General features: G+C 64.6%; 23 protein-coding genes. 6 read left to right on the forward strand and 17 right to left on the reverse strand.

What is annotated here, in order from left to right; genetic code table 11:
• Nucleotides 1–44 precede the first annotated feature (44 nt).
• The gene (locus tag RVF83_RS03170) at nucleotides 45–881 is read left to right on the forward strand and encodes a DUF1353 domain-containing protein (protein ID WP_005195178.1); all 837 of its coding nucleotides are present in this window, start codon (nucleotides 45–47) and stop codon (nucleotides 879–881) included.
• A gap of 54 nt (nucleotides 882–935) precedes the next feature.
• Here the strand turns inward: RVF83_RS03170 and lon are convergent, their stop codons facing one another.
• Nucleotides 936–3,263 carry an endopeptidase La gene (gene lon, locus RVF83_RS03175; RefSeq protein WP_005195179.1) on the reverse strand — a complete coding sequence of 776 codons (2,328 nt, stop codon included), beginning with the start codon at nucleotides 3,261–3,263 and terminating at the stop codon, nucleotides 936–938.
• Between the two features lie 174 nt (nucleotides 3,264–3,437).
• On the opposite strand from lon, the gene RVF83_RS03180 reads away from it, so the two are divergent.
• Both RVF83_RS03180 and RVF83_RS03185 read left to right on the forward strand, forming a co-directional pair.
• Complete coding sequence (locus tag RVF83_RS03180; RefSeq protein WP_006369927.1) at nucleotides 3,438–4,163, forward strand: TnsA-like heteromeric transposase endonuclease subunit; 726 nt, start codon at nucleotides 3,438–3,440, stop codon at nucleotides 4,161–4,163.
• A gap of 330 nt (nucleotides 4,164–4,493) precedes the next feature.
• Nucleotides 4,494–5,741, forward strand: coding sequence for a hypothetical protein (locus RVF83_RS03185; RefSeq protein ID WP_244278413.1), 1,248 nt, complete (start codon nucleotides 4,494–4,496; stop codon nucleotides 5,739–5,741).
• On the opposite strand, the gene RVF83_RS03190 is transcribed toward RVF83_RS03185, so the two are convergent.
• Genes RVF83_RS03190 through RVF83_RS03200 form a run of 3 tightly spaced genes read right to left on the reverse strand, consistent with a single transcriptional unit; the run spans nucleotide 5,719 to nucleotide 7,513 of the window.
• A complete protein-coding gene (locus RVF83_RS03190) occupies nucleotides 5,719–6,657 on the reverse strand; it encodes an IS3 family transposase (RefSeq protein WP_020169777.1) in 939 nt (312 codons plus the stop codon). The two genes, RVF83_RS03185 and RVF83_RS03190, sit on opposite strands and share 23 nt — an antisense overlap.
• Complete coding sequence (locus RVF83_RS03195; RefSeq protein ID WP_005195137.1) at nucleotides 6,654–6,944, reverse strand: transposase; 291 nt, start codon at nucleotides 6,942–6,944, stop codon at nucleotides 6,654–6,656. The genes RVF83_RS03190 and RVF83_RS03195 overlap by 4 nt, the downstream gene beginning before the upstream one ends.
• A 23-nt stretch (nucleotides 6,945–6,967) precedes the next feature.
• Nucleotides 6,968–7,513 (reverse strand): cytochrome ubiquinol oxidase subunit I, encoded by a 546-nt coding sequence (locus tag RVF83_RS03200; RefSeq protein ID WP_005201356.1) that lies wholly within the window; start codon nucleotides 7,511–7,513, stop codon nucleotides 6,968–6,970.
• A 450-nt stretch (nucleotides 7,514–7,963) separates the two neighbouring features.
• Between RVF83_RS03200 and RVF83_RS03205 the strand changes: the two genes are divergently transcribed.
• Complete coding sequence (locus tag RVF83_RS03205) at nucleotides 7,964–8,224, forward strand: hypothetical protein (RefSeq protein WP_010844852.1); 261 nt, start codon at nucleotides 7,964–7,966, stop codon at nucleotides 8,222–8,224.
• 58 nt (nucleotides 8,225–8,282) lie between these two features.
• Here RVF83_RS03205 and RVF83_RS03210 read toward each other — a convergent pair whose 3' ends face one another.
• The 12 genes from RVF83_RS03210 to RVF83_RS03265 all read right to left on the reverse strand — a co-directional run bounded on the left by RVF83_RS03210 (nucleotide 8,283) and on the right by RVF83_RS03265 (nucleotide 21,719).
• The gene (locus RVF83_RS03210) at nucleotides 8,283–9,995 is read right to left on the reverse strand and encodes an aldehyde dehydrogenase family protein (protein ID WP_005201353.1); all 1,713 of its coding nucleotides are present in this window, start codon (nucleotides 9,993–9,995) and stop codon (nucleotides 8,283–8,285) included.
• A gap of 46 nt (nucleotides 9,996–10,041) precedes the next feature.
• Nucleotides 10,042–10,701, reverse strand: a complete 660-nt coding sequence (locus RVF83_RS03215; protein ID WP_005201351.1) for a hypothetical protein — start codon at nucleotides 10,699–10,701, stop codon at nucleotides 10,042–10,044.
• Nucleotides 10,702–10,765: 64 nt separating this feature from the next.
• Complete coding sequence (locus RVF83_RS03220; RefSeq protein ID WP_005201349.1) at nucleotides 10,766–11,344, reverse strand: hypothetical protein; 579 nt, start codon at nucleotides 11,342–11,344, stop codon at nucleotides 10,766–10,768.
• On the reverse strand, nucleotides 11,320–12,738 hold the full coding sequence (locus RVF83_RS03225) for an MCE family protein (protein ID WP_005201346.1): 1,419 nt from the start codon (nucleotides 12,736–12,738) through the stop codon (nucleotides 11,320–11,322). The genes RVF83_RS03220 and RVF83_RS03225 overlap by 25 nt, the downstream gene beginning before the upstream one ends.
• The gene (locus RVF83_RS03230) at nucleotides 12,735–13,892 is read right to left on the reverse strand and encodes an MCE family protein (protein ID WP_005201344.1); all 1,158 of its coding nucleotides are present in this window, start codon (nucleotides 13,890–13,892) and stop codon (nucleotides 12,735–12,737) included. The genes RVF83_RS03225 and RVF83_RS03230 overlap by 4 nt, the downstream gene beginning before the upstream one ends.
• Complete coding sequence (locus RVF83_RS03235; protein WP_005201342.1) at nucleotides 13,892–15,010, reverse strand: MCE family protein; 1,119 nt, start codon at nucleotides 15,008–15,010, stop codon at nucleotides 13,892–13,894. Before RVF83_RS03235 ends, RVF83_RS03230 begins: the two co-directional genes overlap by 1 nt.
• The gene (locus tag RVF83_RS03240) at nucleotides 15,007–15,996 is read right to left on the reverse strand and encodes an MCE family protein (protein WP_005201341.1); all 990 of its coding nucleotides are present in this window, start codon (nucleotides 15,994–15,996) and stop codon (nucleotides 15,007–15,009) included. Before RVF83_RS03240 ends, RVF83_RS03235 begins: the two co-directional genes overlap by 4 nt.
• Nucleotides 15,997–16,025: 29 nt before the next feature.
• Nucleotides 16,026–17,066, reverse strand: coding sequence for an MCE family protein (locus tag RVF83_RS03245; RefSeq protein ID WP_005201339.1), 1,041 nt, complete (start codon nucleotides 17,064–17,066; stop codon nucleotides 16,026–16,028).
• Nucleotides 17,063–18,229 carry an MCE family protein gene (locus tag RVF83_RS03250; RefSeq protein ID WP_005201337.1) on the reverse strand — a complete coding sequence of 389 codons (1,167 nt, stop codon included), beginning with the start codon at nucleotides 18,227–18,229 and terminating at the stop codon, nucleotides 17,063–17,065. The genes RVF83_RS03245 and RVF83_RS03250 overlap by 4 nt, the downstream gene beginning before the upstream one ends.
• Nucleotides 18,226–19,077: an MlaE family ABC transporter permease gene (locus tag RVF83_RS03255; RefSeq protein WP_039881281.1), complete on the reverse strand. Its 852-nt coding sequence runs from the start codon at nucleotides 19,075–19,077 to the stop codon at nucleotides 18,226–18,228. Before RVF83_RS03255 ends, RVF83_RS03250 begins: the two co-directional genes overlap by 4 nt.
• Before the next feature lie 57 nt (nucleotides 19,078–19,134).
• Nucleotides 19,135–19,950, reverse strand: a complete 816-nt coding sequence (locus tag RVF83_RS03260) for an MlaE family ABC transporter permease (RefSeq protein ID WP_005201333.1) — start codon at nucleotides 19,948–19,950, stop codon at nucleotides 19,135–19,137.
• Nucleotides 19,947–21,719 carry a GMC oxidoreductase gene (locus RVF83_RS03265; protein WP_005201331.1) on the reverse strand — a complete coding sequence of 591 codons (1,773 nt, stop codon included), beginning with the start codon at nucleotides 21,717–21,719 and terminating at the stop codon, nucleotides 19,947–19,949. Before RVF83_RS03265 ends, RVF83_RS03260 begins: the two co-directional genes overlap by 4 nt.
• Before the next feature lie 249 nt (nucleotides 21,720–21,968).
• Here RVF83_RS03265 and RVF83_RS03270 point away from each other — a divergent pair, with 249 nt between their 5' ends.
• The gene (locus tag RVF83_RS03270) at nucleotides 21,969–22,577 is read left to right on the forward strand and encodes a TetR/AcrR family transcriptional regulator (protein WP_005201328.1); all 609 of its coding nucleotides are present in this window, start codon (nucleotides 21,969–21,971) and stop codon (nucleotides 22,575–22,577) included.
• 543 nt (nucleotides 22,578–23,120) lie between these two features.
• Here RVF83_RS03270 and RVF83_RS03275 read toward each other — a convergent pair.
• On the reverse strand, nucleotides 23,121–24,137 hold the full coding sequence (locus RVF83_RS03275) for a helix-turn-helix domain-containing protein (RefSeq protein ID WP_005195135.1): 1,017 nt from the start codon (nucleotides 24,135–24,137) through the stop codon (nucleotides 23,121–23,123).
• Between the two features lie 100 nt (nucleotides 24,138–24,237).
• Between RVF83_RS03275 and RVF83_RS03280 the strand changes: the two genes are divergently transcribed.
• A complete protein-coding gene (locus RVF83_RS03280; RefSeq protein ID WP_005195134.1) occupies nucleotides 24,238–24,558 on the forward strand; it encodes a 2Fe-2S iron-sulfur cluster-binding protein in 321 nt (106 codons plus the stop codon).
• Nucleotides 24,559–24,582 lie beyond the last annotated feature (24 nt).

Genomic DNA, 24,582 nt, shown 5'->3' on the forward strand with positions numbered 1-24,582 from the left:
CCGTGCGGCGCTACCGTCGGAGGCGCCGAGGTCGGGAGGTCGAGATGGGCGACGCCACATCGAGCACCACCCGCTGGGTTCCATGGCGAGTGGCGCCGGCGTCGGGTTTCGAGGTCGACGATCCGACCGGTAGGGGCAGCGTCGGGATCGTTCAGATCGACGAGCGGCAGTTCGTCGTCCTCAACACCTTTCGATACTCCGACCAGGGCGTCGAGAACGATCTGGTGGCCAAGCTGGTACGCGGTGGCATGGAGCAGTCGCAGGCCCGTGCGGCGGTCGACCGGGCCCGGACGTTCGTTCCGCGCGAGGACAATCCGACGGATCTGGCATCGGTCCCGCGCTTCATGCGCTGGTTCGAGGACTCCTACGGAAAGCACTCGCTGGCAGCGTTGATCCACGACGAGCTCATTTCCGACGCCGTCAACTCAGGTGCGCTCGGCAGCGACACCCTGTCCGATCGGTTCTTCCGCGAGATGATGCGCACGTCCGGCGTGCCCTGGCTGAAGCGTTGGCTGATGTGGTCGGCCGTCGCGCTCCGTACCCGTTGGGTCGCAGGCGGTTACCGTCGTCTGAGCATCGTGCTGTGGCTGGTGCTCAGCGTCGCGGGGATCATCGCGACCATCGGCTCCGCGGGTGCGCTGCTGTTCGATTGGCCGTGGCTTTTCGATTGGCCGTGGCCGGTGTCGTCGCCGGGCTGGTCGTTCGTGGTGGCACTGCTGATGATCTTCGTCGCCGCACCCCTGTGGGGACGGCAGTGGGCCGCCAGCCTGATCGCCGCCGTCGGCGCGTTGTGGCTGGTGCCCGCCGCTGCCATGACGAGTCTCGCCTGGGTTGTGTACAGCGTGTTGGAGAGGATTGCCCGCACTGTCGGATTGCGATGACAAGAAAGCAGGGCACCGCCCGGGTGATCCCGGACGATGCCCCGCTCGTGTATCTCAGGCCGCGCTGATCTGTTCTCCCACTGCGGGTTCCAGAGCCTGCGCGACGATCTCGGCGACGTCGGTCATCGGACGCACGTCGAGGGCGTCGAGGACCTCGGCCGGCACGTCGTCGAGATCGGGCTCGTTGCGCTGCGGGATGAAAACGGTCTTCAGCCCGTTGCGCTGTGCCGCAAGCAGTTTCTGCTTGACCCCGCCGATCGGCAGGACGCGGCCGTTGAGCGTGACCTCACCGGTCATGCCGACCTCGGCGCGGACCCGTCGCCCCGTCGCCATCGACACCAGCGCGGTGACCATGGTGACGCCCGCACTCGGACCGTCCTTGGGCACGGCTCCGGCCGGAACGTGCACGTGGATGGTCTTGTTGAGCGATTCCGGGTCGACGCCGAGCTGTTGGGCGTGCGCCCGCACGTACGACAGCGCGATCTGCGCCGACTCCTTCATCACGTCACCGAGCTGGCCGGTCAGCTTGAGACCGGGCTCGCCGTCGGTGGCGTTGACCTCGATGAAGAGGACATCGCCACCCATCCCGGTGACGGCGAGACCCGTTGCGACACCGGGAACTGCGGTCCGTTCGGCCGATTCCGGGGTGAACCGGGGACGGCCGAGGTAGTCGCGCAGGTCCGGCTCGTCGATGATGATCGGTGCCGTGGCACTCTCCTGAGCGAGGTTGGTCGCCGCCTTTCTCAGCGCCTTCGCGAGGAGCCGTTCGAACTGTCGCACACCGGGTTCCCGGGTGTAGTTCGCCGCGATCTCACGGAGCGCCGCGTCGGTGACGGTCACCTCGTCGGTCGTCAACGCTGCCCGCTCGGCCTGTCGAGGCAGCAGGTAGTCGCGAGCGATGGCCACCTTGTCGTCCTCGGTGTAGCCGTCGAGGGTGACGAGCTCCATGCGGTCGAGCAGGGCCGACGGGATGTTCTCGACGACGTTGGCGGTCGCGAGGAACAGCACATCGGACAGGTCGAGGTCGAGATCGAGGTAGTGGTCGCGGAAGGTGTGGTTCTGCGCGGGGTCGAGGACCTCGAGCAGGGCCGCGGCCGGGTCGCCCCGGTAGTCCGAGCCCACCTTGTCGATCTCGTCCAGCAGCACAACGGGATTCATCGATCCCGCCTCGCCGATGGCGCGGACGATACGGCCGGGGAGCGCACCGACGTAGGTACGACGGTGACCGCGGATCTCCGACTCGTCGCGCACACCGCCGAGGGCGACGCGCACGAACTTGCGGCCCAGCGCCCGGGCAACGCTCTCACCGAGCGACGTCTTGCCGACGCCGGGCGGACCGGCCAGCACCATAACGGCACCCGATCCGCGTCCGCCGACGACCTGCAGTCCGCGGTCGGCGCGTCGAGCACGCACGGCCAGGTATTCGACGATGCGGTCCTTCACGTCGTCGAGGCCGTGGTGGTCGGCGTCGAGGATCTCGCGGGCGCCCTTGATGTCCGTGAAATCTTCGGTGCGGGTGTTCCACGGCAGGTCGAGGACGGTGTCGAGCCAGGTGCGGATCCACCCGGTCTCCGGCGACTGGTCGCTGGCACGCTCGAGCTTGCCCACCTCCCGCAGTGCGGCCTCGCGCACCTTCTCGGGCAGGTCGGCCTCGTCGATGCGCGACCGGTAGTCGTCGGCTCCCTCGGGTTCGTCCTCGCCGAGCTCCTTGCGGATGGCGGCGAGCTGCTGACGGAGCAGGAACTCCTTCTGCTGCTTGTCCATCCCCGCGCGAACGTCCTCGGCGATCTTCTCGCTGACCTCGGACTCGGCGAGATAGTCACCGGTCCACTCGATCAGCAGCCGCAGCCGCGCGGCGGTGTCGGGTGTCTCGAGGAGCTCGCGCTTCTGCTCGTCGGTGAGCCACGCGGCGTAGCCCGACGTGTCGGCGAGATCCGACGGGTCGGCCATCTTGTTGACGGCGTCGATGAGCTGCCACGCCTCGCGGCGCTGCAGCATGGCCAGCACGAGCTTCTTGTACTCGCCGGCCAGGTCCCGGACCTCATCGGTGACCTCGGAGTCCTCGACCTCGGTGGCCTCGACCCACAGCGCGGCGCCGTGGCCGGGTGTTCCGGCCCCGATCTGCGCTCGCTGCTCACCCTTGACGACGGCGGCCAGTCCGCCGCCGGGGATACGCCCGACCTGAACGATCGAAGAGATGACCCCGTACGTGGGGTACCGGTCGTCCAGACGTGGGGCGACCAGCAGTTTTCCGGTCTCGCTCGCCCGAGCGGCGTCGACGGTTGCCTGAGCTGCATCGTCGAGCGGGATCGGCACGACCATGCCGGGCAGGACGACGACGTCCGGGACGAAGAGGACCGGCAGTGAATATGTCTGCGACATGAAACCTCCAGAGTTAAGTCTGATCGACTCAACCGGGGTGGCTGGAAGTTTGTTCCCGCGTGTTTTATGCCAGGGGTGAACAGTGTAGCTTCTCACCGAACGTGTCATTTTCTCATCGGCTTGTCATAGGCGTGTCATCGTTCTCATCGGGCTGTCATGCGGCACGATAGCAAAATGCCTGATCAGATCGGTGCGACCGAGATTCGCTTCGTTACCGAAGCCGGTGACGAGACCATCAGTCAGGTCAGGGATCACTCGATCAGCTCGATGGCCCGAGCCCAGCCAGTGCGCCTGCCACCGTCCCACGCCGGCCAACGCCACTATCCAGGTCTTTTTTGGACCCGTACAACAGCCGACCACGTGGTTTACGAAAGCCTTCTCGAACGCGACCGCATCTTGCTTGCCGACTTCGATCCCGAAGTCGTTTGGATCACGGCGCAACCTTTCTGGATCACCGGCGACGACAGAGGTACCGGCCGACGCCACTGTCCCGATCTCCTACTGACGCGGGCTGATGGGTCATATTTGGTCGTGGACGTCAAGAATCCACGAATCGCGCAGAAAGACGAGGTCAAGGCCGTGTTCACGTGGACCAAGGTGGTGTCCAAGCGCCTCTCCGCCGATTATGAGGTTTGGACCGGCGAGGACTCGGCGTTGATCAACAACATCAGATTCGCTTCTCAGGCTCGCCGCGAGTCGCGCGCGGCCCTGTTCCAGACGGTGCTCGAACGATTTCCAGAGGAGCTCTCAATCGCGCACGCTGAAGCCACACTCGCAGCCGAGCGGATTGCACGGCCTCGACACATCGTCCTCGAGCTTCTGTGGACGGGCACCTTCACGGCCGATCTCACCCGGCCATTCGGCGACAACACCTTGATCCATCGAGCCGAGGCCGTATGAGCAACACTTATCGACTTGCTGTTGGCGATCGGGTGTGGATCGACGGATCCGTGGTCCGCATAGTCGAGATCAGCGACAGTCGGTCGATAGTCGAATCGGATCGCGGCACACGAGCGGTGAGCACTCCACACCTCGTGAGGTCTTCTCAGCCGCTCGACGCACCTCGCAGGCCCTGCGAGACGTCCGGACAACTGCTTTCGAATCTTACGAAGAAACAGCAAGAGACTTACAACGCACGGCTCGCCGTCGTCGAAGCAGTACTGGAGATGCATCACAACAGCACGCGACTCTATCGGTCGCAGCTCCGAAACGGTCGCTCTCGCACACAACATGTCTGACCGCACCGTCAAACGCTGGGTGAAGGCGTATCAAGAGTCAGGACCAGCCGGCCTCGTCGAAGCAAGGAAACAGCGCTCGCCGATCGACCCACTCTGGCGGGAGGCGTGCCTCGACGTACTCAATCGGTACACACGCGAATCCACACCCAGCAGAAACATAGTAATCGACCAGGCCAACAATCTGCTGACCGAGCGGTGTGGCGCCGATCTGGCGCCCACCCCATCCAATGCGACCGCCTACCGCTGGCTGGACGAGCTCTCCAAGGGTCGCTATTCATTTGGCAGCGGAAAGGCACGGCGAATCGCCGCCGACCGGCCGGAGGCCCCGTATGGCCGTTTGCGCGCCACGCGCCCCGGAGAGTACTTCGTACTCGACACAACGCGCCTCGACGTGTTCGCGATGGAGCCGATCACGCTGCGTTGGGTGCCGGTCGAACTCACTGTGGCGCAAGACCTCTATACACGCTGCATTGTCGGTCTGCGCCTGACCCCGATTTCAACCAAGGCAATCGACGTGGCCAATGTGTTACACCAGTCGGTCACGCCCCAAGAACCGGTCGACGACGGAGCGTGGCCGTTTCACGGCGTGCCTAGTTCGATCGCAATCGAACGCGACGACCCGACCGCAGACGATGCCACTCCGAGCATCCCAGGCTGCCTACCCGAGTCAATCGTTGTTGACCATGGCAAGATCTACCTCTCGCACCATGTCAGATCCGCCTGTGCGCGACTCGGAATCTCGATTCAGCCTGCGATCGTAAAGAAGGCGTCAGACAAGCCAACTGTCGAACGCTTCTTCAAGACCATTCGGCTCGGCCTGCTTCAGCAACTGCCGGGCTACAAGGGACCCGACGTCTATCACCGCGGTGAAGACATTGAGAGTCAAGCGTTCTACTACGTCGCCGAGCTTGAGTCGATAATTCGCGAGTGGACAGCTCGGGTGTACCACCGGTCGAAACACGAAGGCTTGTGTCTCCCTGAGACGCCCGGCCTCGAGCTATCACCGCTCGAAATGTACGAGATCGGCCTGGCTCGCGCCGGTGGACTCACCATCCCGTCCTCACCGGACCTTGCGTACGAGTTTCTCAATGTGGAGTGGCGCACGATCCAGCACTATGGCATAGAAGTGGATGGGCGCCGATACGATGGCGCGGCGCTCAACCCTTACCGGAATAGCAAGTCCAACTGTGGTTCCCCCGGAATCGTGGAGGACTCCTCTATGCGGCTTCGGGCTCGGTGACTGCGGTGTTCTCGTAGTCGACCGGACTCATCATCCCGATCGCGCTGTGGCGACGCTGGTGATTGTAGAAGCCGTAGCACCACTCCAACACGACCGCCTGCGCCTCCATGATAGTATGGAACTCGTTGCGTGACAACACTTCCCACTCCAAAGAAGAGAAGAATGCCTCCGCTGCGGCGTTGTCGAAACACGATCCGACCCGGCCCATCGACTGCCGGATACCCATCTTCTGGCACAGCCTGGTGAACCGTTTCGCGGTGTACGTCGACCCACGATCGGTGTGGAAAATCAGCTTCTGCGCATCGTCATCACGCCATATCGCCTGCATACCGCCCCGCGTGGCGACCGCCATCTCGATCGCCGCACACGCCAACGCTGCATCCGGGTGACGACTGGTGGCCGCCCCCAGCAGGCGGCGACTGTAGAGGTCGATGACCGTGGCCAGATACAGCTTGCCCGCCGCGGTCGGGATCTCGGTGATGTCGCCGACCCACCGCTGATCGGGGCACTGTGCGGTGAAATCGCGACCCAACAAATCGGGGAACTTCGGGGCGGTCTTGTCCTGACGGGTCAGCCCGTTGCGCCGGCGGATCCGCCGCGCGACCAGGCCCTGACGACACATCGAATCAGCGACAGTCTTCTCGGTCACCGTCCACCCGTCAGCACGCAGATCCGCATGCAGGCGCGGTGACCCGTGCAGGCCGCGGGCCTTGTCGAACGCCACCGCCACGGCCCGGTCGATGGTGTCCCGGCGATAGTCGCGGGTGGTGTGCAAACCCGTTGCCGCACCCGGCGATTGGGTCCGCTTATGCCATTTGTAGAACCACGCCTCGCTGACCCCGAGCAGCCGGCAGGACACCGCGTGTGGCACCCGATAGTTGGTCCTCTGGTCGGCGATAAAGCGTGCCACGCTCACTTCGTCGCCTCCTTCACCCACAGGACCACTGATCGCTTGAGGACATCACGCTCCATGCGCAGCTCGGCGACCTCGTCACGCAACCGTTTGAGCTCAGCAGCGTCATCAACGGTCAGCTCGCCGCGGCCCTCCCGCTCGGCGCGCGCCCGGTTGACCCAGTTACCCAAGGTGCCCTCGTTGACCCCCAGGTCTCGAGCGACCTGGGCGATCGGCTTACCTGTCTCCTCGACGATCCGGACCGCCCCATCACGAAACTCCCGGTCGTACTTCTTCCGCTTCTCTGGCATCGTGCTCCTCACTATCGATGCCTCTACGGTTCGGGGGGAACCTCATTGACCGAGACCACGCAGAACGTCCCGACGACCCCGGCGATGCCCATCGGAATCAGCATCAGCAGATGGCGTCGAGGCGGCATGCGGTCCCAGCCGTAGAGGTAGATCCCGAGGAAGATCGCCTCGACGAAGAACGACAGCCCTTCGAACGCGAATGGCAATCCCAGCACGTCACCGAACCGGCCCATCAAACCGGGCCACAGCAGACCCATCTCGAAGCTGAGGATCGTGCCCGAGACCGCGCCGATCGCGAACAGCACTGCCGACACCTTGGCCCACCGTCGGGCCAGTCCCATTGCGACAGGGCCGTCGCGCACGATGCCGCGACGGCGCATCACGAAGATCATCGTCGGGAACGCCACCCCGAAACACGCAAGGACGATGTGCCAGCCCAGGGACACCGCCATCTGCTGCCGGGCCGGCATCAGACCCGGAGGTTGCTGACCCTCCGCCACAACCAGCAATGCCTCGGCCAGGTACACGGTCGTCACCGTCGAGCAGGGCCGGTTGTTCCAGCCCGACACGTCGTCATCTGTACCGAAGGTAATCGCACGCAGATGAGGTTCCCGCCGGGGGTGGCCGGTAAACGCCACTGCCCCGCCGCCGGCTCGAGCTCGTGTCCGCAACGACGAGGGTGGGTCCGAGTTGCTCGACGACGATGAACAGCGCGTCGGGGACGGTCCGGCGGGTCAAGTCAGCGGCGGGATACGGTGTACCGGAAACCCGATTTCCGGGTGAGAAACTTTGTTTCGTACTCTTTTCCCCGTGAATCCCGCTGCTGCCGATGCGTTCGTGACCGAAACCACTTCGAGTGTTTGCGTGTGGTGCTCGTCCACCGACGAAGTCGCGGAGTTCCGCGGCGAGAGGCGCGGACGGTGCTCAACCAGACGCGCACGCAGACTCCCCCTGCTGCTTCCCGGCGGCGAAGCGTCGAACCGCGACGACGACTGCCCACGAAGGCAGGCGGGAAGGCGGTGGCCACCAAGCCGCAGAATGTCAGGTCCGGCGTCGCCGGGCCGGCGAACGTCTCACGACCCGACCGCGCCGAGCTCATGAGCCGGGCGCAGAGCCTCCTGGCGCAGCTCACCGAGATCGAGGAACGTCTGCAGGTCGCGCAGAAGGATGGCGGCTTGAGTGGCAAGGCCAAGGTGTCCGACCTGACCGCGAAGCGCGACTCCGTGTTGCGCACGCTCGCCGCGTTGGAGAAGGCCAAGCGGGCGCTCGAGCCGGCCTGAGGTGGACGCACCACACCCCGTACGCTTCGTGACGGGGCACCTCGCTGCGCGCGGTGCGTCAGCCGCGTAAGGCGGACGCAAAGAGCGACGGCAGCCGGGTGGCCTTCGGATCTGCCGCGAATGCAACCATCTTTCGGCCTACATGGTGCGCATGCGTGTTCCTGACGAACCACGCCGGCTTCGGCGTGATCGACAGCTGGCCGGTGATCAGAGATCGGCTCAGCGGGCGGAACGGGCCGGTCACGACCGTGCGCTCTGTGTCGTCCACCAGTGATGCGTTGTGTACCAATCCGATTCCGCTCTCGACATCGACGAGGGTCGCACCGGGAAAGCCGCCCCATGGTGCTGCTGCGGTGAGATAACCGACCCCCGTCCACGCGTTGATCGCTATCGTGCCGTAGCGGAGCGATTCCACGAACCACTCGAACTCTCGACCGAGCTTGCGGCGGTATCTCGGGTGCACCAAGACGTTGGCGCCGAGAGTGCCCTCGAGCCGCTCATTGACGAAGCGGCTCGCTGCCCGGAGGTAGGCAATCCCGTCTCCGGGGATCTCCACGACGGCCAGCACGGGCGAGAAGTACTCCACGGTGAAGGCCTCGGCCACCTGGTCCGGTGAGAGCCCCTCGATCAGCAGCCGGCCGTTCTCGCGTGCGTTGGCCGTGGCGTGCCGGTGGGCTGCCGCGGCGACCCGTTGGTCGCTTCCGGGGTAATAGGCTGGCCGCGCGGGAGCCTTGTCGATCTGGTCGCGGAGTTCCCGGAGGAACTCCCCTTTCTTGGACCACTCGGACGGGATCACGGCAACCTGGGCGGCGATGCAGTTGTAGCCGCCGTTGTGCAGACGCTGGGTGGCCAGGTGCTCCGCCTGGAAACGGATGTCCTTGGCCGACCACCCGGTGGGGACGACGACGGTGGGTGATACGCCGCCGAGTTCACTGGTGATGGTCTTGCCGAGCTTCGGTACGCCGGCCCGGCGACGGGCCTCGCCTTCCGGGCCGGTGCCGAAGACGATGGCGTCGTGACTTGCCGAGCTTCCGGTGATGTGGACATGCGCCACATTCGGGTGATCGACGAGATACGAGCCGACCTCGACACCGCCCCTGACGACCTCCACGAAGCCGCGCTCGGACAGGGGTCGCAGGACGGCGTTGATCGCGTCGAACATCTCGCCCAAGACGGGGTTCAGTTTGAGGATCACGACGCGATTGTGCGCGATCAGCTCGTACAGGGTGTCCAGCACGGCGATCGAGGTGATGTTGCCGGCGCCGAGGACGACTGACATGCCGTGCGTCGTCGCGGGGTCGAGTTGCGCCAATCCCGCCGCCGACCGCGCCTGGGTGACACTCACCCCCGGCTTCAGCCAGACCTTGGCCGAGACGCCCGACAGCAGTAGCCGATCCCAGATCTGATGGGGAAAGACGTCGAGCGCAACACGACCGCCGGGAGCGACGGAAGTCGGTACGTGGGCGATGGGACTGTCGCCGCTGCTCAGGTCGCGCAGAGAACGGGCCAGCGTGGCAGCGTTCGTGATGACCGGGTACGGCCCCGACAGCCATTCTTCGCCTGCGAGCGGCGATGAGGGCGAGATCCGCTTCGCACGGCACGCGGCCTCAACCCAATCCGATGCCTGCTCGGCCGCCTGGTGCGCCACCTGTTGCAGAAGGTCGGCGCGCCGGGTCAGCGGGAGGTCTGCCCACCGGCGCTCGCCTGCGCTGAGTCGTAGCAGCGCACTGTCGAGCTCCGCGACTGTGGTGAAATCGGTGGTGAGAGTCATGAGTTGTTCTCCATGGTGTGGTGTGGATGGCTCAGGGTTTCCGCGGCTACACCGGTGTGAATTCGGAGATCTTCCAGCGATCGCCGTCCTTGGCCATCTGGACGCGAATGCGGCTGCCGTCGAGTCGCGGCCCCTCAGCGTCCTTCTTGGACGTCGTCTGGTTGACGAAGAGCAGGACGGTTGCGTGATCGGCGTCCGACGCGACGAGTGCGGCGTCGACCACCTCGGCGTTCGTGACGATCTGCTCCTTCTTGGCAGCAGGTTGAATAACTGATTCGCCCAGTTGGGTGTATTCGTCGAGGAACCTGCCGGTCAGCATGGTCTCGGCAGCTTCGGGCAGCGCGGTGTCGACTGTTCGGTAGTCATAACTGAGCAGTTTGGGGATGTCGGTACGTGCCGATGCAAGCGCGGACTGCCCCGCCGATGCCTCCGTCGTCGCCGCGCTCGTCGCGAACCACACGTAGCCGAGTCCACCGGCGCCGGCGATCACGAGTGCCGCCAGCACCCTGACCAACCCGTTACGCGCCTTTGTCGAAAGTCTGGCGGGCCAGCTCACAACGACGGGGCCGAGTCGTTTGACATGACCGCCGCGCACCTTGTCCTGCTTCTCGGCGCCGTCGGTAGGCGCCGCGTCGGTGTCGACGTCGCGATCCACCTCCGCCTCGGCGAACTCGGATGAGATATCTTGCTCCACAACCTTGTTCATGGCTTCCTCCTCGGTTCTGCCGCCTTCGCGTCGGTCGACGCCTCTTGGTCCGCGCTCCCCGCGTTCATGACACGAACTCCACGTTGCTGACCTTCCACGCATGGTCGGCGGCCGTCAGATCCACCTTCATCCGATAGACGCGTTGCTGCCCGTCGGGTGCCTCGGTGTTCTTGACGATCGAGCTGACCGCGGCCAGGACCTGCGCGGCGTCGTCGTCGGCGGTGATGATCCCCGCCTCCTTGACCGATCCAGTCGAGAGGACCTCGCCGGAGGAAAGGACCTGCTCGAACGACGTCGCCAGCTGTTCAAACTGCTGCTGAAAGGATCCGGTGGCGACGGACTTGATCCGATCCAGGTCGGCCTTCGACCGGCGGTAGTCGAGGCTGACGAGTCCGGCGACCACCTCGCGGGTGACGTCGAGTACCTCAGAGTTCCGCTTCTCGTCCTGCTTGGCCTGATAGAGATCGGTGCCCTTCACGCCGAGCAGCGCGAGCACCGCCACGAGGGCCGCCACCAGCGCCCACACGGTGACCACGGACCGGAGTGGAGCAGTGCCCGCCCCTTCGCCGGCGCTCTCCGGGCCGACCGCGTCGTCGTCGACTTCCGGACCGGTGGCCTCTACTTGATCAGTAACGACTGCCATGTCGCCTTTCCTTTCGCCGAAGCTGAGTTGGTGGGTGTTCCCACGAAGTACGTCACCCCGTCGGGCCCTCGGAACCTTCCGGTGGTCTCCGAATACGGCACCGGCTTCGACGCTGTACGTAAGCGCTTCGGCACCCTCTTCGCCCCTGGGTCACCGCCGGCGTCGCCCATAGAGTGCGGACGCGACAACATCTCCGGCCACGTGGACGGAAGTCCCCCGGGGCAATCGGCCACTAAGGGAGTCCTCACGCGGGGGTCGGTCGCGCACGGGACGTTCCGGGCGCCACGCGCCACCTTCGGGTTGTCGGGGCGCGCGTCGCAGTACTGGTCCGGAACCACCGGCACAGTCCGCATGTCCGATGCGTCACGACGTCGGCTGCCGCCATATCCCTCGGTGCACGGGGGCGGGTTCAGCGTGTTTCCGAGCTTGATGTCGAGTGGAGCCTGCGGACTCTGGCCGAGCGCGTAGCCGTCGACCGAGTTCAGGGTTCCCGACGTGAACGCCGGATAGACGGTCAGGATGTGCCGGAGGTTGGGGACGTTGACGCGCAGCACCTGTCCCACGGACTGGAGGTCGGCGAGCAGCGTCGGCAGCGTAGGCGTCAGCTCGGTCAGGGTGGCCGACACCTGGTCGGCTGCCGACGGGGTCTGGGTCAGCAGAGTCCGCAAGTGTTCATCGCTCAGCGCGAGCTGATCGGTGAACGACGCGAGGTTCGCCACCGCAGAGGTCAGGTCGGCGGCCACCCGGTTGCCAGTGGTCAACAGCGGTTCGGCGTCGTCGATCAGCCGGGTGGTGGGGCCGATATCGATCTGCGCCAACTCGAGCAGCCGCTGTGATGCGTCGATCAACCGAGCCAGGCGATCACCGGTCTGTCCTAGCCCGTCGGACACCTCGTCGACGGTCGTCTCCAGATTCTGGGGCGAGATCGTCGCAACGAGGTTCATGGTCCTCTCCAGGACGTCTTTGGTGGGCGTGGGCGCCTCATTGCCCTTGGCCGACAACACGTCTCCGTCCGTCAGCGCGGGCCCGCCGTTGTCGCGGGGAATCAGATCCACGTATTGTTCCCCGACCGCAGACTGACTCCTGATGTGCGCCGCACTGTTTCGCGGGATCGTGTTGTCCGAATCGATGCGCAGGGTGATGCGAACCGGCGCCGACAAGTCGGCCAGATCGACGTCTACCGAATCCACCCGTCCCACGGTTACACCTCGATAGGTCACCAGTCCGGTCTCGTAAATGCCGCCGGCGGTGTCGAACTCGGCGACCACGCGATACGATCCGATGCCGGTGACCCGACCGATGCCGACGTAGGTGACAGTCCCGTAGACTACGCTGACCACGGTGAGGACAGCGAATACGACGAGCTGCCATCGCACCAGTCTGGTGAGTTTCATCGGGGGCCCCCCATCCCGGCGGGCTGCGGTGAGGTCTTTTTCGATGGGCTGTGATCCGTTGTGGGGGTGCGCAGTCCGAATGGAGCGCGGAGTGGGTCCGCGGCTTGCCGCGAGGCCGCCATCCTGGCCAGGGCCACCTTGGGAATACTGCCGAGCACCTTGTCGCGTATGGCGCCCACCGACAGGTCGAGGGTCAGGAAGAGGTTCTGGTAGTCACCCTTCATTCCCTTGTCGATGACGGTCACCGGGAACGGAACGGTGAGCCCGACGATGAGCGAGCCGACCAGGTCGTCGCCGGACTCCTCGAGCCCCTTCAGTGCGGGACGGAGTTCCGCGGCAATGGAGTTCAGATCGGCGTTGCTGCGTGCGATCACGCTGCCCACCTTTGCGCCGAACACTCCTACGCGATCGAGCATCGTGACCAGCTCCTCGCGTTGGTCCGCCAGCACGGTCAGGGCGGGTTCCAGGTTGTCGATGCCCTCCGCCACGGTCGAACTCTGATCGGCCAGCGTGGCGCTGAGCTTGCCGAGCGAATCGATGGCGCGGCCGATGTCATCACGTTGCTTGTGTAGTCCGGAGACGAAGGTCTTGAGTTGAGATATCGCTCGGTTGGCAGCGGCTGTGCGGCCATCGGTGGCGTCGTTGAGCTCGGTCATGATCGACCGGAGCTGTTCGAGGCCACTGCCGTTGAGGATCAGCGACAAGGCCGCCAGCACCGACTCGGTCGACGGATAGGCTGCGGAGCTGTTGACATCGAGTGTGTCGCCGGGCAACAGCTTGCCCGGCGTCTGCTCCGCGGGAGGAATGAACTCCAGGTACTGCGCGCCCAGCACCGAGGTCTGTGCCAGCTTCACGGTCGAACCGTTCGGGATCTCCACTCCCTCGGAGAGCTCCACGTCCACTTCGGCGAACGACTCGCGCACTGTGATGGACCGGATCTGCCCGACATTCGCGTTGTCGAGCTTGACCAGGGAGTTCGACACCAGGTTCTGCACGTCGGCTAACTGGACGGTGATGCTGTAGCTGTCACCGGAGACGGCGTCGCCTGGCAGTGACAACGAGTTGGCGCCGTCGAACCGACAGCCCGCCACCGTCGACATCGCGACGGCCGCCGCGATCAGTCCCGCGCCGACGTGAAAGCGCTTGTGTCCCATCAGCGTCCTCCCTCCTCGGGGCGACCGGTCGAGCGTGCCATCTCGGACGTGATGACCCGGGTCAGGGTGGTCTCGGCCTTCTGGCATTCCGACTTGGGAGCGTCCACGGTTGTCAGCAGTGCACAGATGAGCGACACCGGATCCGGGAAGTCGGCCACCGCGAGACCGGCCGTCAGTGAGTTCGAGTCCGGGTCGTAGATGTTGTAGAGGTTCGACAGCGCGGTCGGCGCCGTGTGCAGGATCTGAGCCAGATCGTCCTGCCTGTCGACGAGCAGTCGGGACACCCTGGTGAGGTCCTTGACGTCACGGCTTAGCGCACCCTGGTTCTGCTTCAAGTAGTCGCGCAGGCGTGGGGCCATCGAGTTGAGGGCACGGATCGCGGCATCGAGTTGCGTCCGATTGTCGTCGAGCACGGCCGACGCGTCGTCGAGTTGCGAGGCGAAACCGACGATCTGCTGGTCGGCGGTGCGCAGCGCGGTGACGACCTGCTGGAGATTGCGGACTGTGCTGAACAGGTCGGGGCCGGCCGCGGAGAGCGTCCTCATCGCGTCGGAGAGCGCATCGACCGACTTCCGGAGTGAGCCGCCGCTGGTGTCGAGCGCACCGGCCGAGGTGTCGATGAGTCGGCTGAGCGCCCCCTTCTCATCGCCGGTGGAAGGTCCGAGTTGGTGCGCGAGGTCGGTCACCTGCTTCTTGATCTCGTCGTACCCGACCGGGACCGCGGTCCGGCCGACCTCCACCACGGCATCGTCTTCCAGCGCACCAGCCGGCGATCGCTTGACCGGGTTGACGAACTGAACATACCGACCGGAGACGAGGGTCGGCGCCACGATCGCCGCCCGTGCCTCGGAGTCCACGTACGCCGAGTCGTCGTACGAGACCTCGACGCGAACCTTCGCCGGTGTGGCCTCCACTGCTTCGACAGTGCCGATGGTGACGCCGCGCATCTTGACCGGATCGCCGACGAACAGCCCGGTGCCGTCCGTGAACCAGATTGTGGCCCGTGAGGTGTGCGTGCTCTCCCATACCTTCGCCGCGGTCACGGCCACCATGGCGACGATGACGAGGGCGATGACCGCGGGCCCGCCGAGTCGGTTGACGGCTGATGACGTGCTCATCGCCCGCCTCCCGGACTGCCCGGCTGCTGGCCGCGGAGATTGGCCGGCGTGATGTTCTGGAGCAGTACTGAGAAGAACGGTCCGCTGCCCAGGACGTCGGCGAATTGCATGACGAATGTGCGCATCCCCTTGATCGACTTTTCGAGGTTGGCGTAGTTGGCGTTGAGCGTGGCCGTCACCTGACGGACCTCCTCGAGCATCTGTGGGGTGGACGATCCGGTGTCATGGACGAACGTCTCTATCTCGGTGGATACTGCGCGCAGGCTGGTGAGCAGCCTGCGGATCACCTCGGCCCGATCGACGAGGGTCTCGAACAGCACCGACCCGTCGTCGATGAGCCTGGTGATGTTGCCCTTTCGCTCGGCCAGCACGTCGGAAACCGAATCGGCCTTCTGCAGAAGCGTCCGGATTCCGGCATCGCGCGACGACACCGTCCGTGCCGCAGCGGCGACGTTCTCCAGGGAGCCGCCGATGTCGGACGGGAGATCGTTCATGACCTTGTCGAGGCTCTCGACCGCGTCGACGACGCTCTTCTTGTCGGTGTCTCCGACGGTCTCGGTGAGCTGGTCGAGTGACTCGGTGAGGTCGAAGCCGGAACTTGTCCGCGACACCGGGATTCGGTCGCCGAGCTCGCCGGGGCCGGCGGTCGTGAGTTGGACGAAGCGACGCCCGAGCGCGGTCTCGACCTTGATCGAGGCCGTGGTCTCGGAACCGAGCTTCTCCCAGCCGTCGGTGAGCCGCATCGTCACGTCGACGTGGTCCTCGGCGAGCTCGATCGACTGCACACTCCCCGCGGCCACGCCGGCGATGTGCACTTCGTCGTCGGGATTCAGGCCACTGGCGTCGGAGAACTCGGCGACCACGACGGTCACGCCGGGCAGGAACGGAATCGAGCGGTAGTTGAACGCGAGCGCGAGAACCGCGAGTATCGCGCCGATTCCGATGAGACCGGCCCGGATTCGACGGCGGGAGTCGTCAGATCTCATGATGTTTTGACCTCATCTGGTTGTCTCCCTCACTTACAGCGCCGAGCTGGGACTTGGACCATCGGTGTGTCCGCATGTCCGCCGTCGAGCGTCGGATAGCGGATCGCGAGGCCGCACACGAAGAAGTTCACAAAACTGCCGTAGCCCGACGACCTGCCCAGAAGCCGATAGGCCTCCGGCATCTTCGCGAGCAGCATGTTGATCGTTGAAGTGTTGCTGTTCAGGTTCTGGGCCAGACCGCGCAGATGCTCGATGTCGGAGGTGAGATCGGGGCGGGCTCGGGACAGCAGCTCGTCGAGCTCGGTGGTCGCGCCCGCGATGTTCGTGAGGCCGTCGGCGATCAGCCGGCGATCACCGGCAAGCTCGGAGACCAGCTCCTGCAACTGGACGACGACGCTGCCGAAGGCCTCCCGGCGATCCGCTACCGTTACGAGCACGGTGTTCAGATCGGTGACCACCGATCCGATCGTCGCGTCGCGATCGGCGATGGTTTCGCCGAGTTCACCCATTTGGGTGATCAGATCGCTGATATCGGCTGTGCGGCCGTTGAGTACCGAGACCAGCGCAGCGGACAGCTTGTTGGTCTGCTCTGGATTCACCCCGGTCAGTAGGGGTTTGAACCCGTTGACGAGTGCATCCATGTCGAGAGCCGGCTTGGTCTGCGATACCGGGATCACGCTGTCGGCTGACCGCCTCCTACCCACGTCTCCGGGGTCGGTCTTCAGCTCGAGGTACCGATCACCGATCAGGTTCTTGTACCTGATGTAGGCGTTGGTGGTGGTCGTCACCGGGATGTGGGAGTCGACGTCCATACGGACCTCTGCTCCCAGACCCGTCTGCGCAGCCGCACCGGAGTCCACGATGTCCACATCGGTGACCTTCCCGACCACCACACCGGCCACCTTGACGTCGTCGCCGGTCCGCAGGCCGGATGCGGACATGAACTGAGCGCGGAAAACCGTTGTCGGACCGAAACGCAGGTCGCCGACGATCACGAACAGAGCCGAGGTGATCAGCGAGCTGACAGCGAGAAAGATCCCCAGCTTGATGGCCGGTCCGGTGATTGTCATTTCGTCATTCCGTAGATCATCGAGGCGAACGGGTTTCCGATGACGTCTTCGATCGACTTCACATCGCGGTACGCGTGACTGCCGTCGTCGAAGTCGACGTGCCCCGGCCCCTTTTCGCCGGGTGCGCGCGGGTAGCCGTAGCAGCTCGGTCCCGCCGTTCCTGCCGTGTGTTCGGGCGCGTCGATGCCCGGTCGGTATGGCGGGTCGCCGATGAGCAGGGTGCCGACGATGTCGAGGCCCGGTCTCGCTCCGCCGAACGCCCGCTCGAGATATTTGCGGCTCGTGTTCAGTCCGTCCAGGAAGCACGGGTAGATCGGTCCGTAGTCTCCGAGCACCTGCGCCGGCGGCGCCAGGGCGTCGGCGGCCTTCACCAGTGGCGTGCCCGCGTTAGTCATGAACCGGTTGCCGGTGTTCCCGAACTCGGTGAAGCTCAACAGGAACGCAGTCAGCTGCGACTGGTTCTCCACAATCGTCTTCGAGGTGGTGGTGAGGTGACGGACGGTGGCCATCAGGTCCGGTGACAGTCCGGCGAATGTGTCGAGATTGTCCGCACCGAGCTCGAGATCCCGTTGCAGAGTTGGCAGTGACTTGTTGAAGGTCGCGAGGTAGGTGTTCACCGAGTCGACCAGCTCGCCGAGCTTCTCGCCCCGATCGACGGTGCCGGTCTGCACAGCGGTCAGGGTTGCATTCACCCGCGCCGGGTCCACACGGTCGAGAATTCCGACAAGCAACTCGAAAGTGTCGTAGACCTCGACCGGCGTTTGCGAGGTGTCGATGGTGGCACCGGCGCTCAACGTCGATGCCGCCGGCTGCTCCGGCATCGTCAGCGCGACGTACTTGCGGCCGAAGAGCGTGGTCGGCTCCATCTCCGCCCGGACGTTCGTCGGCAGATCGCCGAGCTGGTCTTCCTCCACCGCCAGCTCGATGCGAGCGTGATCGCCGTACACGTCGACAGATGCGACACGACCGATCACTACGCCGTACAGCTTGACGTCCGATCCAGGCACCAGCAGCAGCCCCGTGCGCGGGGCGTTCAGGTAGATGGACCCGGTGGCCTGGAACCTGCCGTTGTACGACATCAGCGCAGCCACGACGACGCCCACCACCACGGCGAAGGCGACGAACGCGTACAGCAGGTGTTGTCTGCGTGAGTGTTCGATCATCCCGACACCCGCACAGTCGCGTGGACGCCGCCGTACAAGGCGATACCGACGATGAAGTCGACCATCATGATGATGATCAGTGACGTGCGGACGGCGTGGCCGACAGCGACGCCGACCCCGGCCGGTCCACCGCTGGCGTTGTAGCCGTAGTAGCAGTGCACCGCCATCACGGCGACCGCCATGACGATCACCTTCAACAGTGAGATCGCGATGTCACCGGGCTGCAAGAACAGCTGGAAGTAGTGGTCGTAGGTGCCCGGCGACTGGTCCGACAGGAACACGCTCACGAACTTGGTGGCGGCGTACCCGGTGAAGAGGGCGATCGCGTACAGCGGCACCACAGCGGCGAGTCCCGCCGCGATCCGCGTCGACACCAGATAGGGCAGCGACTGAACCGACATCACCTCGAGCGCGTCGATCTCCTCGCTCACGCGCATGGCACCGAGTTGCGCAGTGAAACCGGAGCCCACCGTCGCCGTGAGTGCGACGCCAGCAATGACCGGGATCGCTTCGCGGGTGTTGAAGAAGGCGGAAATGAAGCCCGACATCGCTTCCACACCGACGCGCCCCAGTGAACTCGATCCCTGTTGACCGACCTCGTATCCGGCTGCAGCCGTGAGGAATCCGATGATCACGACGGTCCCGCCGATGATGGCGAGTGCACCTGCGCCGAGCGACACCTCAGCTAGCAGGCGCAAGGTCTCGCGACGATAGTGGGTCATCGCCTTGGGTACCGCCCGCAGCGCCACCCCGTAGAACGCCAGTTTCTCTCCGAAGGATTCGGCGGGCTTCAGCGCCTTCCCGGCGTCCAACCGGTCGGTCAGTCGCCGCGACGGTTCGGTGGGCATCTGAGTCGATGTCAACGTGGTCCCTGCTCTTGTGTTCGCGCAGTCATGTCGAGGCCTTCAGTGCAGTGCGAGCGTGGTGATGACCGCGTTCGCGAGGAACAGCAGCACAAAGCTGAAGACAACGGTCTGGTTCACGGCGTCGCCGACACCCTTCGGTCCGCCTCCCGCGTTGAAGCCGAGATGGCAGGCCACCAGTGCGGCCAGCAGACCGAAGATGCCGGCCTTGAGCTCGCTGATGAGTAGGTCGGGAATTCCGGTGAGGATCGGGATCGCGGTGATGTATTGACCCGGCGTGGCACCTTGGAGGAAGACGCCGTACACGTATCCCCCGGCCAGGCCGATGGCGGTCACCAGGCCGTTCAGGAACACCGCGACGCCGCAGGAGGCGATCACGCGCGGAACTGCGAGTCGCTGGATCGGGTCGATACCGAGCACCTTCATGGCGTCGATCTCTTCGCGGATGGTGCGCGAACCGAGATCGGCGCAGATCGCGGTGGCACCTGCGCCCGCGACGACGAGAACCGTGACGATGGGTCCGATCTCTCGGATGACGGCCACACCCGCGCCCGCACCGGACAGGTCGATCGCACCGATCTCGTTCAGCAGAACGTTGATCTGGAACACCACCATGACGCAGAACGGGATCGACATCAGCATGGTCGGGACAATCGATACGCTCGCGATGAACCACGCCTGCGCCACCAGCTCACGCCACTGGAAGGGACGCCGTGGGAGCATCTTGACGATGCCCCAGAAGGTGAGGAAGAAGTCGCCGACCATTTCGGTACCGTGGCGCGCCTTCTTGAGAACCGGTGCGAGCGTTGACGATTGGCGTCGTTCCGGGAGCGCTGTTTCGGGGGCGAGTGCGCTCATCGGGCGTCGGAGCTCTCACGCGTTGCGGCCCGCGAGATCTTCTCGTCTGCCACTCGACGGACAGGAATGATGGGCAGTCGCAGCGCTCCAGGCGCCGAGACCGGCACGATCGGCGACCGGGGTTCGGTGGGCTCGATGCGCCGATAACCCGAACCCTGGATCGGGCGAAGGTCCTTCTCCCCCTTGTTCGGCCACAACGCGGCGGCCCGCTCGGCCTGAGCAGCTATGGTCAGCGACGGGTTGACGCCCAGATTCGCGGACACGGCCGAACCGTCGACCACACTCAGCGACGGATAGCCGTACACGCGGTGATATGGGTCGATCACACCGTTGTCCTCATCGTCCCCGATCACGCATCCGCCGAGGAAGTGTGCGGTCATCGGCACGTTGAACACCTCGCCCCACGTTCCGGCGGAGGTGCCGCCGATCTTCTCGGCGATGCGCCGCGTGGCTTCGTTGCCCGCGGGGATCCAGGTGGGATTGGGCTCGCCGTGCCCCTGCTTGCTGGTGAGCCGGCGACCGAACAGACCGCGCTTTGTGAAAGTGGTGATCGAGTTGTCGAGGTTTTGCATCACCAGTGCGATCACGGTCCGCTCGCTCCAGCCCTTCACCGCCAGGACACGTGCTGTGGCGAGTGGATCCCGGAGCGCGACGCCGATGAATCGCAGCCATCGCGGCAACCGTCCGTCGCCGTCGGTCATCGGCGCCTGCAACAACCCCATCGCGTTGGAGCCCTTGCCGTATCGGACGGGTTCGACGTGGGTGTCCGGCGTGGGGTAGAACGACGACGTGATCGCCACGCCCTTGGTGAGGTCGAGGGATTCGTCGACGCGGTAACGGGTGGCCCCGAGGATCGACTCGGAGTTGGTCCTGGTCAACTCGCCCAGTCGCGTCGAGAGCTCAGGAAGGCGGCCGGAGTCCTTGAGCTTGTGCAGCAACTGCTGGGTACCCCAGGTACCCGCCGCGAAGACGACATTGTGAGCGGTGAACGCCTTCTCGCGCTTACGAATCCAGGCACCGGTCTTGACTGTGTCGACTGTCCAGGAGCCATCGGGTCGCTGACGCACGTCGGTGACGGTGGTCAGCGGATTCACCACCACTCCAGCGCGTTCGGCGAGCCCGAGGTAGTTCTTGAGCAGCGTGTTCTTGGCACCGTGACGGCAACCTGTCATGCACTCGCCGCACTCGATGCAGCCGGTGCGATCCGGTCCGACCCCACCGAAGTAGGGATCCGACACGGTACGACCGGGCTCGCCGAAGTACACCCCGACCGGAGTCTGGACAAACGTGTCGCCGACACTCATGTCGTCGGCCACCGACCGGATGATCTCGTCGGCAGGCGTCATGTGCGGGTTGGTGACCACGCCCAGCATGCGACGCGCCTGGTCGTAGTAGGGCGTCAGCTCGTCTTCCCAGTCTGTGATGTGCGCCCACTGCGGATCGCCGAAGAATGCTGATCCCGGCTGGTAAAGGGTGTTGGCGTAGTTGAGAGAGCCCCCCCCGACTCCCGCCCCGGCCAAGATGACACAGTCGCGAAGTAGGTGGATGCGCTGAATCCCGTACGCACCCAGCTTCGGCGCCCACAGGAATCGTCGAACGTCCCAGCTGGTCTTGGCGAAGTCCGCATCGTCGAATCTGCGGCCGGCTTCGAGAACGCCGACCCGGTAGCCCTTCTCTGCCAGGCGAAGGGCGGTGACGCTGCCGCCGAACCCGGAGCCGATCACCAGGACGTCGTAGTCGGTGTCTTTCTCGCTCGCCTCAGCGTTCATTGGATGCTCGCAATCGTCTGTGGGCGTGGGTATTACGTGGCTGATTGAGCCTCTACAGGAACACGTCCCTGTGATGACCGTGTGCCGGTCGCCGCTTCTGTCCGTCCTGGCCAAGCGGGGCGGTGCGGCCGGACACAGTGTGTTGACACTGTGAGATGAACTGTATTGTTTCTACACATAATTGCCTAATGTGTCAAACACTCAGGCGGGCGCCTTAGGCCTGCATGCCAATTCGGGCATGATGGACACATGGCTACGCCCCCGAGCTTCCACGACGAAGTACGCGACCTGCTGCGCGATCGCATACTCGACTCCGCTCGCGATCTCGTGGTGGAACGGGGATGGTCCGCGGTGAACATGTCCCGGGTGGCGCGCGAGGTCGGAATCAGCCGTACGACCCTCTACAACGAGGTCGGGACCAGGGATCAGCTTGCGGCATCGCTGATCGCACGCGAGGCAGACCGCTTCCTCCACGGGGTCGTCGAGGGCATCGCGGACGAACAGGACATCGTTGACGGACTCACAGCCGCCGCGGAGCGCACACTGACCCTTGGTGAGGACAACGAGCTTCTGATGTCGATCATCTCGGGCAGACTCCAGGGCGGCGAACTCCTGTCGCTGGTCACCGTCGACTCAGAGGTCGTCCTCGGGCGGGCGACGCAGGTGGTAGCCGATCAGATCCGTTCTCGGAAGCCCGATCTCGACGAATTCGCGCTGGAGTCGATCACCGAGATCTTCGTACGACTCACCGTGAGCCACCTGCTCCAGCTCCGGGGTTCGCGTGCCGAATCCGTCGTGCAGATCCACGCTGTCATTCTCGCCTTGTTCGCAAGCCCGCCAGCTCCCCCGGCGGGATGACGCGTGGACGGAACAAGCCAAGCCGAGCGCTTTGAGAACACTGATCCCCATCTTCGGGAATCGCTTGTGCAGCCAGGTGGCCAGCGCCATTCCCAGGGAAAGATGGCCTCACGCCGGTTGGTGCGTATCGCCCGGACAGTTCGTCGAGCGACGTCTTCGGGCTCCAGAACCGGAAACCACTGCGACATCCGGGGGTACCACCCCATGTCTGCATCGTTCCGTTCGAAGTAGTCGGTGTTGACCTCCGAAGGGCAGACGAGTGAGACTCCGATGCCATAACGACCGACTTCCTCGCCGAGACTGTTCGAGAACCCCACCATGGCGGCCATAACGGTGGCTAGAACGAACCGGCTGGTGTCCTCGGCGAGGCGGCAGACGTTGAGGTGTGGCTGAGAATTGCCGCGTAGGCGATGCTGGCTGACTTGTAACGACCGTGCGCTTCGGACGGGGCGGGCCCGGGTTACCGTATCGAAACGTTATGAACCAGTCGCGAAATTCGTTGTGGTGTAATCAGCTGACGCCCCGATTGGGCTGGTCGAGCATTCATGCGGCTGGCGGGCGTGCACGTCGAAGTCGAAACTGCGACGGGGAGCAGCCGACCCACCGAGCAAACGCATGAGAAAAGCTTGCGACGTCGCAGTACCCCAGTTCGGTAGCAATCTGGCCGATTCCGACGCCGGGATCGAGAAGTCGGAGGATGGCGTGCTCCTGCATGAATTGCTGTCGTAGGCGGCGCAGGGTGGTGCCCTCGGCGTGTAGGTGCCGTTTGAGTGTGCTTACCGATACCGACAGCTCTGCTGCGATCCGACTAGCGTTGACTCGAGCAGGGTCTGCATCAAACTGGGCTCGGACGCGCTGCGTGTACGAGTTGTGACGCCGCTGATCGCAGAGCCGTCGCAGTTCGGCGGTACCGATCCGGTAGGCGACGGGATCGGAAAAGCGGCACACCTCATGAAGCGCCTCGGCTGGTATGCGAACAAATGACGCTGGCGCATCGAAGACGACTCGATGCCCTATCTCTCCCACGTTCAGCGGCTCGGTCGGCGCCGGGCAGGTCAGGTGTAACTCTGCTGAGGACACATCTCCTGTGAGTATTTTCACCAGACGCAGAACGGTCAGGCCCCCATAAGTGACGGCAAAGCAGTCGGTACCCGCGCTGTCGGTGCGCCCTGCGAGACCGATGGTAAGACCACTGGCGCCATGATGAAAGTCCGCACTTAGCGCCGTCGAGATCAACGGCAGAAAACGAAGCAACTCGACGATGTCAACGACCGACCCGGCACTGACCAGCGGCAGGCTCAGTGGACCGAAGGAGGTCAGCTGAGCGTGCTCAGCGAATGCGAGGCCCAGCCGAAACCCGTCGTGCGGCCCCATCGTCGGATACACGTCATGAAACCATTGCATCGGCACCTGCGCTTCTTGCGTGATCAACGTTCTGAGGTCGGTGCCCTCCTGGGCCATTATCCGACCGAATGCGCTCGTCGCCTCCGTGCCCAGCGCACCGCTGTCGAGAAGCTGTGCAAACGCCAACGGGGGCACACCGGATTCACCGAGGGTCACGTGAGCCAGATTAACAACAGATTGCGACGTTCACACATGGATCGGTCGGGATCCGCACATTCACACTCAAGGGGAACCTCATACGTGCAAGGAGGTGGCCATGGCCACGATCACATACATCACCCACGATGGAGACGACTACGAAGCCGATCTCGTGGAGGGGAAGTCGCTCATGCAGACCGCCGTCGACGAAGCCGTCCCCGGCATCGACGGTGATTGTGGTGGCGAAGCGGCCTGCGGTACGTGTCACGTCATTGTCGACCCGGCGTGGATCAAGACCGTCGGGCGCAGCGGCGAGGGCGAGGAAGAGATGCTGAGCATGCATCCGGAACGGGAAGGAACCTCGCGGCTGTCCTGCCAGATGATCGCGACTGAGGAGTGGGACGGCCTGACTGTTCGCCTCCCGGAATTCCAACTCTGACCCGCAACGACGAAGGAATGCAAT

It is taken from the genome of Gordonia rubripertincta (genome assembly GCF_038024875.1).
GTDB classification, from domain to species: domain Bacteria; phylum Actinomycetota; class Actinomycetes; order Mycobacteriales; family Mycobacteriaceae; genus Gordonia; species Gordonia rubripertincta.